Consider the following 10,754-nt stretch of genomic DNA (forward strand, 5'->3'; position numbering starts at 1 on the left):
TTTCAATCTTTTAAATCAGTGATTCTGACAACAAGAATTTAAAACAGATCTTTCGACTGGCAAGTATGCTTAAGAAAACCTCCTGCCTCTTCCTTTTAACCTGATTTCGATTATAAAAAGGCTATGAGAGTAATGCCAAAAGAGATTGCTTCGTTCCTTGCAATGACAAAAATAGGGGCGTCATTGCAAGGAACGAAGCAATCTAGTTAGCTGTTCAAAATGTTAGCAATAGCGCATCTCGAACTTAAAAATAAGAAGAATTTTATATACGTAAACATAGCGATGGATTTAAAAAATCCACCCGATTTATTAGTTCAGGATAACCCTTTGGAATATCCCGAACAGCTGAAAAAGATTGCCACCTGCACAGGTTTCGAGTGCCTCAACCTGACCTCCTTCTCCTTTGTCACCCTGAGGTTCTCGAAGGGCTCAACCTGACCTCATCCAAAGATTTGTCGATCGTTTCTTGTTGTCCGATGTTCGAAAGACGAAAAACAAAGAACGACCAACGAATAAGCAACAAAAAAACGCCATTCCGGTTCCAATCCATAGCAACCGAAATGACGTCTTTTTTAAGTTTACCCCTCTGTTTATCTCTTCACTACTTTTTTGATGACTGCGCCATCTTTGCCACTAAAACGTAACAGGTAAGTCCCTGCCGGATAGTCAGCCAAAGAAACTGTTATGCTGCTTTCGCCTGCCTGTATCTGCAACTGCTGTAATACCCGGCCGTTTAGATCGGCAATGGTTAAAAGGTTATAACTATTGCTGCTAAAACTGCTGTGTACCAGCTCTGTTGTAGGATTGGGATAAAGGTTGAAAGTAGAAAGTGGAAAGTTAAAAGTTACTGTCCTGATGCCCAGTTCTGTGGCGGTACCATCTTTATCTACCTGTACTAATTTGTAATAGTTGTTCCCGTTTAAGGGGTTTGTGTCTGTAAAGTTATAAGTTGTAGGTTGTAAGTTATCAGTTACCGGCACTTCGCCAATGGGCGTAAATAGTGTATTGTCGCCACTGCGGTAAATAACAAAACCTTTGTTGTTTTGTTCTTCTGCGGTTTGCCATTGCAGTTTCACCAGGTTACCGCTGGCTTTAGCGGTATAGTTTACCAGGGTTACAGGTAATGCCCCGTCCTGATTTTCATAAGCGCCCATATCTATGTTTGTACCTATAAGGCGGGCTTTGCCGGCTAAGTCTTTGGTATTGGCATCTAAACCTATATATAAAGCATTACTGCCTGCATTAATAGCCGGGCTACTGGCTTTTAAGCTGAAATCTCCATTGGCTGCATCTACAAAATCTGGATCGGTACTGCCATCCATATTGCCATTATTGGTATCTGTTAAACCTTGTACTAAGCTGTAGAAAATATCAGCTCCAGCACCATCAATGCCGGTATTATCATTGCCATATATAATACTGTTGCGTATTTGAGGATTTGAATTAGTACCCTCATTATACATTCCGCTACCGCCATAAGTAGCTCTATTTGCACTGATGCTTACATTGGTTAGAACCGGAGAGGAAGAAGAATTATAAATTCCGCCACCATCACCATCAGCTGTATTTGCACTGATGCTCACGTTGGTTAAAACCGGAGAGGACAACCGTCCATTATAAATTCCACCACCTATATCAATGGCTCTATTTGCGCTGATGGTTATGTTGCTTAAAATCGGAAAGGAATCCGGACTATTATAAATTCCGCCACCATAAGTAGCTGTATTTTGGCTGATGGTTACGTTGCTTAAAACCGGAGAGGAAGACTCACCATTATAAATTCCGCCACCATAATAATCAGCTGTATTTTGGTTGATGGTTAGGTTGCTTAAAACCGGAGAGGAAGACTCACTATTAAAAATTCCGCCACCAATATTCCGGTAAATGTATTGTGAATTTACCGTGATACTTATACCATTATAGTTGGCATTTCCACCTGTTAGGGTAAAGCCGTTTAATTCTGCGGTACCTACATCACCTGCGCTAATGACTACGTGGTAGGCATTTTCTTCGTTATTTGTAAAGCCTGCATCATCTCCATTAAAATCGCCACTTAAAATACTGGTATGGGTGCTTAAGGTTAAATCTCTATCTGTTAACTCGGTTTCTGTACCTGCAAAGCCGCCATATACTTGTACATCTTTTTTCAGTACAAAGGCATTGTTACGGTCGTTAGCATTGGCATCGCTCATGTTATCTGCCCGGTACATGGGTTTATAAGTTCCGCCTGCTACCCAAACCTGCTGTACGTTAGTGGCATTAATGGCCATTTGTAAATCGTCAGTAGCATTTGCCCAAGAGTTGCCTGTAAAATCACCATTTCCGGTTTCGGTTACATAAATAACGTTATTGGCAGCGGGGGTTAAAGATGTGCTGTATGAGCTTTCGTAAGCACCTAAGTCTATTTTTCCTTTTTGTATGCGGGCGTTACCGGCTAAATCGGTAGTAATGGCGCTTAAATCAGGGGTTTTCCCGGTAGCAAAATAAGTATTATCTCCTTTATTAATAAGGGGACTGGTGCTTTTTAAGCTGTAATCTCCATTGGCTGCATTTACAAACTGTGGGTCGGTACTGCCAGCAATATTGCCATTATTGGTATCTGTTGAACCTTGTACCAAGCTGTAGGAGATAACAGGTGTTCCTCTACCAGTAATGCCAGTATTATTGTCGTATATAATACTGTTGCGTATCTGAGGTTTTGAATCGTCATCATTATTATGCATTGCACCACCACCAGCACCAGCACCAATATTAGCTGTATTTCCGCTGATACTCACATTGGTTAAAACCGGAGAGGAAGAATGATTAGCAATTCCGCCACCAGCAAGATGAGCTGAATTTGAGCTGATGCTTACGTTGGTTAAAACCGGGTTGGAATACTCATTATTAATTCCGCCACCACTACCACTAGCTGTATTTTGGTTAATGCTTACATGAGTTAAAACCGGGAAGGAATAAGAATTATAAATTCCGCCACCACTATTACCTGAATTTGAGCTGATGCTTACATGGGTTAAAACCAGGAAGGAATAAGAATTATAAATTCCACCACCACTATTACCTGAATTTCCGCTGATGCTTACATGGGTTAAAACCGGAGAGGAATAAATATTATAAATTCCACCACCAGTATTCCGGGGTATGTTTTGTGAATTTACCGTGATACCTTCGTAATCGCTACTATTGTTGGCATTTCCGCCTGTTAGGGTAAAGCCGTTTAATTCTGCAGTACCTACAGCACCTGCGCTAATGACTACGTGGTAGGCATTGTCTGTGTTGTCAGTTGCAGCGCCTAAATCACCACTTAAAATACTGGCATTGGTGCTTAGTTTTAAATTTCTATCTGTTAATGCGGTTTCTGTACCTGCAAAACCACCATAGAGTTGTACATCTTTTTTCAGTACAAAGGCATTATCGCGGTCGTTGGCATTGGCATCGCTCATGTCATCTGCCCGGTATTTGGGTTTATAAGTTCCGCCTGCTACCCAAACCTGTTGTACGCCTGTGGCATTAATGGCCATTTGCAAATCATTAGTAGCATTTGCCCAAGAGTTGCCGCTTTGGTTACCGGCACCGGCTTGTGTTACGTAAATAACGTTATTGTCATCGGGGCTTAAAGGTGTGCTGTATGAGCTTTCGTAAGCGCCTAAGTCTATTTTTCCTTTTTGTATGCGGGCGTTACCGGCAATATCGGTAGTAATGGTGCTTAAATCAGGGGTTTTCCCGGTAGCAAAATAAGTATTATCTCCTTTATTAATAAGGGGACTGGTGTTTTTTAAGTTGTAATCTCCATTAGCTGCATCTACAAACTGTGGATCGGTACTGCCATCTATATTGCCATTATTGGTATCGGTTAAACCTGGTATCAAGCTGTACGAAACAACAGATGCACCTCCAACAATTCCAGAACTATTGCCATATATGATACTATTGCGTATCTGAGGTTTTGAACTAGTATCGTAATTATAAATTCCGCCACCACTATTAGCTGTATTTGCACTGATGGTAACATTGGTTAAAACCGGGGAGGAGGCAACATTACAAATTCCTCCACCATTATTAGTAGCTGTATTTGCACTGATGGTAACATTAGTTAAAATCGGGGAAGAGGAAGCAACATTACAAATTCCGCCACCAAGATCTTCAACTGTATTTGCACTGATGGTAACATTGGTTAAAACCGGGGAGGAGGAAGAATTACAAATTCCGCCACCACTATTAGCTGTATTTGTGCTGATGCTTACGTTGGCTAAAACCGGTTTGGAGCCAGCATTATAAATTCCGCCACCAGAATTCTGGTATATGCTTTGTGAATTTACCGTGATATTTCCACTACTGTTGGCATTCCCACCTGTTAGGGTAAAGCCGTTTAACTCTGCAGTACCTACAGCACCTGCGCTAATGACCACATGGTAGGCATTTTCTCCGTTGTTTGTAAAGCCTGCATCGTCTCCGTTAAAATCGCCACTTAAAATGCTGGCATTGGCGCTTAGGCTTAAATCTCTTGCGGCTAAAGTAGCTTCTGTACCTGCAAAACCACCATAGAGTTGTACATCTTTTACCAACAGGAAAGCAGCATCACGTTGGTTGCCCGCACTAACCGGTGTATTATCAACAGGATTTATACTCGGTGTATAAGTTCCTTTGGCTACATATATTTTTAGCGGATTGCTTGCATCCCACAGGTTAGCACTTTTGTTTGCCTGTGCCCATTGCAAGGCTTCGCTTAGCTCGCCTAAGGCATTTGTCCATGATGAGCCATTGCCCGTAGCTCCTTTTTTTACGTAAAGGATGTTTCCGGTAGGTGATATCTCCGCTGCTATAACACAAAATGTGCTGAGCAGAAGGCACAAAACCGTCAGAAATCTTCTCTGTAAAGGTGTTTTCATAATTGCTTTGTTTATTATAATAAATTATCTGTTTATTAAAGCTGTTACTGTAAAGGCTATCAAATAGGAATCATCCTGCTTGTGTTTAGGATATATAAGTCCTTTTAAAATGATTTTTCCCGTTTATTTATAGCCTACAATTGTCTCTTTTTAACAATAAGAGCTCAATATAGGACAATAGCGTATATATTCTGGCTTTTTAGGGGTGGACAAAAAGGGGGACATTTTACAATGTATTGATTATCAGTGGTAAAATTAGCTGTAGAACTACTTGTTGAGACGTTTTAAACGAAGGATTCTTAACTATGAACCAGGGAATGATGAATGAGTAACTGGATTAGATGATGAATTATAGAATGTTGAATGAATAATGATGAACTACTTTATGAACGATGAATGATGAACGGGGTTAAACTATGAATTATTGAATCGATGAGCTATCCCTATTTATCTGAACCACGGATTATATGGGATTATTGGATTTCACAGATTTGATAAGTATAGTAGACTTGCATCAGTGTAATCTTTCAATCTTTTAAATTAGTGATTATGACAGAAAGCCTTTTGACACAAACCTTTCGACTGACAGGCTCGCTCAAGAAAACCTCTTGCTTCTTCCTTTTACGTCACCCCGACCGCAGTGGAGGAATCTCCAACTTTAAGTAGCAGAAACGGGTTAAATGATGAACTTTATGAACTATGAATGATGAAAGGGGGTAAACTATGAACTATTGAATCGATGAGCTATCCCCGTTTATCTGAATCACGGATTATATGAGATTATTGGATTTCACAGATTTGATAGGTATAGTAGATTGGTATCAGCGTAATCTTTCAATCTTTTAAATCAGTGATTCTGACATCAAGAATTTGATACAGATCTTTCGGCTCGCAGACTCGCTTAAAATGACGAAGGAGTAAGAAGCAAACGATCAACGAAAGACAACCAACGAAAGACGAAAAAGATAGTCCCTCCGCACAGGTTTCGAGTACCTCAACCTGACCTCCTTATCCTTTGTCACCCTGAGGTTCTCGAAGGGTTTGTTACCTTTCGCACAGGTTTCGAGTCCTGAGGTTCTCAAAGGGCTCAACCTGACCTCATCCAAAGATTTGTCGATCGTTTCTTATTGTCCGATGTCCGATGTTCGAAAGACGAAAAACAAAGAACGACCAACGGAAGACGACCAACGAATAAGCAACAAAAAAACGCCATTCCGGTTCCAATCCATAGCAACCGAAATGACGTCTTTTTTAAGCTTTCCCCTCTGTTTATCTCTTCACTACTTTTTTGATGACTGCGCCATCTTTGCCACTAAAACGTAACAGGTAAGTCCCTGTTGGATAGTCAGCCAAAGAAACTGTTATGCTGCTTTCGCCTGCCTGTATCTGCAACTGCTGTAATACCCGGCCGTTTAAATCGGCAATGGTTAAAAGGTTATAACTATTGCTGCTAAAACTGCTGTGTACCAGCTCTGTTGTAGGATTGGGAAAAAGCTGAAGGCTAAAGGCTGAAAGCGAAAAGCCTACTATCCTGATGCCCAGCTCTGTAGCGGTACCATCTTTATCTACCTGTACTAATTTGTAATAGTTGTTCCCGTTTAAGGGGTTTGTGTCTGTAAAGTTATAAGTTGTAGGTTGTAAGTTATCAGTTACCGGCACTTCGCCAATGGGCGTAAATAGTGTATTGTCGCCACTGCGGTAAATAACAAAACCTTTGTTGTTTTGTTCTTCTGCGGTTTGCCATTGCAGTTTCACCTGGTTACCATTAGCTTTAGCGGTATAGTTTACCAGGGTTACAGGTAATACCCCGTCCTGATTTTCATAAGCGCCCATATCAATGTTTGTACCTACAAGACGGGCATTGCCGGCTAAGTCTTTGGTATTGGCATCTAAACCTATGTATAAACTATTACTGCCTGCGTTAATAGCAGGGCTGGTGTTTTTTAAACTGTAATCTCCGGTGCTTACATCTACAAACTGTGGGTCGGTACTGCCATCCATATTGCCATTATTGGTATCTGTTAAACCTTGTACCAGACTGTAGGAGATAACAGGTGTTCCTCCAAAAATCCCCGTATTATTATCATATATAATACTATTGCGTACCTGAGGTTCTGAATTAGTATCGCCATTGTAAATTCCACCACCATTAATAGTAGCTGTATTTCTACTGATGGTAACATTGGTTAAAACAGGACTTGAGGAAGTTACATTATATAGTCCACCGCCTAATTCTGTGGCTTCGTTCTCTGTAATTATAATATTGCTTAGCACTGGCGACGAATGAGATTGGTTAGCTATTCCGCCACCATCTTTGGCTTGGTTTCTCAGTATGGTTATTCCGGATAGCACTGGCGATGATTCGTAGCCGAAAATACCTCCGCCCGATTCGCCCGCCGTGTTGCGGGTAATCATTAGGTTTTGCAATACTGGAGACGACACAGATAGGTAGATACCGCCACCAGAGCACTGGTAAACCTGGTTGCCGTTTATAAGAATATCGGTACTTGATGATGCATTAGCCCCGGAAAGGGTAAATCCATTCAGCATTGCACTGTTATTGTTGCCCGAAGAAACAACCACATGGTTGGCATTTTCTCCGTTGTTTGTAAAGCCCGCATCGTCTCCGTTAAAATCGCCACTTAAAATGCTGGCATTGGTGCTTAGGGTTAAATTTCTATCTGTTAACGCGGTTTCTGTACCTGCAAAACCGCCATACACTTGTACATTGTTTTTAAGTACAAAGGCATTATCGCGGTCGTTGGCATTGGCACCGCTCATGTTGTCTGCCCGGTATTTGGGTTTGTAGGTTCCGCCTGCTACCCAAACCTGTTGTACGCCTGTGGCATTAATGGCCATTTGCAAATCATTAGTAGCATTTGCCCAAGAGTTGCCGCTTTGGTTACCGGCACCGCTTGTTGTTACGTAAATAACGCCACTGGCATTGGGTGCTAAAGGGGTATTATAGGGGCTTTCGTAAGCACCCATATCTATGTTTCCTTTTTGTATGCGGGGGTTACCGGCAATATCGGTAGTAATGGCACTCAAATTAGGTGTTTGGCCTGCATCAAAATAAGTATCGCTTCCTTTGTTAATAACAGGGCTGGTGTTTTTTAAGCTGTAATCTCCATTGGTCGCATCTACAAAATCTGGGTTGCTGGTATTGCCATTAATATTGCCATTATTGGTATCGGTTAAACCTTGTACCAGGCTGTAGGAGATAACAGGTGCAGCTCCATTACTATTATAAATCCCGGTATTATTGCCGTATATTATACTGTTACGTATTTGAGGTTTTGAACTAGTACCATCATTATAAATTCCGCCACCATCATAGGTAGCTGTATTTGCACTTATGGTAACATTGGTTAAAACCGGAGAGGAAGAGTAATTAAAAATTCCGCCACCATGATTAGCTGTATTTGCACTGATGCTAACATTGGTTAAAACCGGGGAAGAAAAAGCGTTATAAATTCCGCCACCACTACCATTAGTAGCTTTATTCTCGCTGATGCTAACATAGGTTAAAATTGGGGAAGAATTATCATTAAGAATTCCGCCACCATGATTAGCTGTATTTGCACTGATGCTAACATTGGTTAAAACCGGAGAGGAAAAAGCGTTATAAATTCCGCCACCATAATACTGGTATATGGTTTTTGAATTTACCATGATATTTTCGATATCGCTGGCATTTCCCCCTGTTATGGTAAAGCCGTTTAATTCTGCCGTACCTACATCACCTGCGCTAATGACTACATGGTAGGCGTTGTCTGTGTTGGTATTTACAGTACCTAAATCGCCACTTAAAATACTGGCATTGGTGCTTAGGTTTAAGTTTCTATCGGTCAATAAGGTTTCTGTACCTGCAAAACCACCATACACTTGTACATCTTTTACCAACAGGAAAGTAGCATCACGTTTGTTGCCTGCGTTAACCGGTGTATTATCAACAGGATTTATATCTGGTGTATAAGTTCCTTTAGCTACATATATTCTTAGAGGATTATTTGCATCCCACAGGTTAGCACTTTTGTTTGCCTGTGCCCATTGTAAGGCTTCGCTTAGCTCGCCTAAGGCATTTGTCCATGATGAGCCATTGCCCGTAGCTCCTTTTTTTACGTAAAGGATGTTATTGGTCGGTGTAATCACTATCACAGGATCGCCCTGATACTCGTACGCTCCCATATCTATAATTCCGCTTCCGCTAAATTTATATACACGGGCATTGCCGGCCAGATCTTTGGTGTTAGCATCTAAACCTGTATATAAACTATTATCTCCTTTATTAATAAGGGGGCTGGTGTTTTTTAAGCTGTAATCTCCATTGGCTGCATCTACAAACTGTGGGTCGGTATTGCCATCCATATTGTTATTAGCCGTACTGCTTAAACCTTGTACTAAGCTGTAGGAGATAACAGATGTTCCAGCACCTTCAATGCCGGTATTATTGCCGTATATGATACTGTTGCGTATCTGAGGTTTTGAATTTGGATCACTATTAGAAATTCCTCCACCAAAATTAGCTGTATTTGCACTGATAGTAACATTGGTTAAAACCGGAGAGGATTCATAATTATAAATTCCACCGCCAGCATTCGTGGCTGTATTTCCGTTAATGCTTACGTTGGTTAAAACCGGATAAGAAGCATTATTTGATGAAATTCCACCGCCAGCGGTAGTAGTTGTATTTGCGCTGATGATTACATGGGTTAAAACCGGAGAGGAAGTTTCATTATAAATTCCGCCACCCGCAGACCGGAATATAGCTTTTGTATTTACCATGATATATCCACTTCCGTTTGCATTTCCGTTTGTTATGGTAAAGCCGTTTAATGTTGCAGTACCCACAGCACCTACGCTAATGACTACGTGGCAGGCATTTTCTCCGTTGTTTGTAAAGCCTGCATCGTCTCCGTTAAAATCGCCGCTTAAAATGCTGGCATTGGTGCTTAGGGTTAAATCTCTATCTGTTAATGTGGTTTCTGTACCTGCAAAGCCGCCGTATATTTGTACATCTTTTACCAACAGGAAAGTAGCATCACGTTGGTTACCCGCACTAACCGGTGTATTATCAACAGGATTTATACTCGGTGTATAAGTTCCTTTGGCTACATATATTTTTAGCGGATTGCTTGCATCCCACTTAGCGGCATCTTTGTTTGCCTGTGCCCATTGTAAGGCTTCGCTTAGCTCGCCTAAGGCATTTGTCCATGATGAGCCATTGCCCGTAGCTCCTTTTTTTACGTAAAGGATGTTTCCGGTAGGTGATATCTCCGCTGCTATAACACAAAATGTGCTGAGCAGAAGGCACAAAACCGTCAGAAATCTTCTCTGTAAAGGTGTTTTCATAATTGCTTTGTTTATTATAATAAATTATCTGTTTATTAAAGCTGTTACTGTAAAGGCTATCAAATAGGAATCATCCTGCTTGTATTTAGGATATATAAATCCTTTTAAAAGGATTCTTCCAGTTTATTTATAGCCTACAATTGTCTCTTTTTAACAAATAAGAGCTAAATATAGGACAATAGCGTATATATTCCGGCTTTTTAGGGGTGGACAAAAAGGGGGACATTTTTCAATATGTTGATTATCAGTGGAAAAATTAACTATAGGACTAGTTGTTGAGACGTTTTAAACGAAGGATTCTTAACTATGAACTGTTTTAAATGTTGAATTTTTAATGCTTAATGTTTGAATTGATAAACTATCCCTATTTCTCTAAATCACGGATTATATGGGATTATTGGATTTCACGGATTTGATAGGTATAGTAGATTGGTATCAGCGTAATCTTTCAATCAGTGATTCTGACAGCAAGGATCGATGGTCAACCCCGCTCGGGATTGATAGTCAACCTCG

At 40.8% G+C, this 10,754-nt stretch carries 2 protein-coding genes; both read right to left on the reverse strand.

From position 1 onward, the window contains the following. Nucleotides 1–590 precede the first annotated feature (590 nt). A complete protein-coding gene (locus tag ACFSAH_RS08175) occupies nt 591–4,889 on the reverse strand; it encodes a beta strand repeat-containing protein (protein ID WP_379662228.1) in 4,299 nt (1,432 codons plus the stop codon). A 1,269-nt stretch (nt 4,890–6,158) separates the two neighbouring features. After that, nucleotides 6,159–10,241, reverse strand: a complete 4,083-nt coding sequence (locus ACFSAH_RS08180) for a choice-of-anchor Q domain-containing protein (protein ID WP_379662229.1) — start codon at nt 10,239–10,241, stop codon at nt 6,159–6,161. Nucleotides 10,242–10,754 lie beyond the last annotated feature (513 nt).

Origin of the sequence: Pseudopedobacter beijingensis (assembly GCF_042678145.1) — a bacterium.
Lineage (GTDB): Bacteria > Bacteroidota > Bacteroidia > Sphingobacteriales > Sphingobacteriaceae > Pseudopedobacter > Pseudopedobacter beijingensis.

Coding starts and splice junctions, on each gene's coding strand:
- ACFSAH_RS08175 (WP_379662228.1), bottom strand. CDS start 4,889: ATGAAAACACCTTTACAGAGAAGATTTCTGACGGTTTTGTGCCTTCTG.
- ACFSAH_RS08180 (WP_379662229.1), bottom strand. CDS start 10,241: ATGAAAACACCTTTACAGAGAAGATTTCTGACGGTTTTGTGCCTTCTG.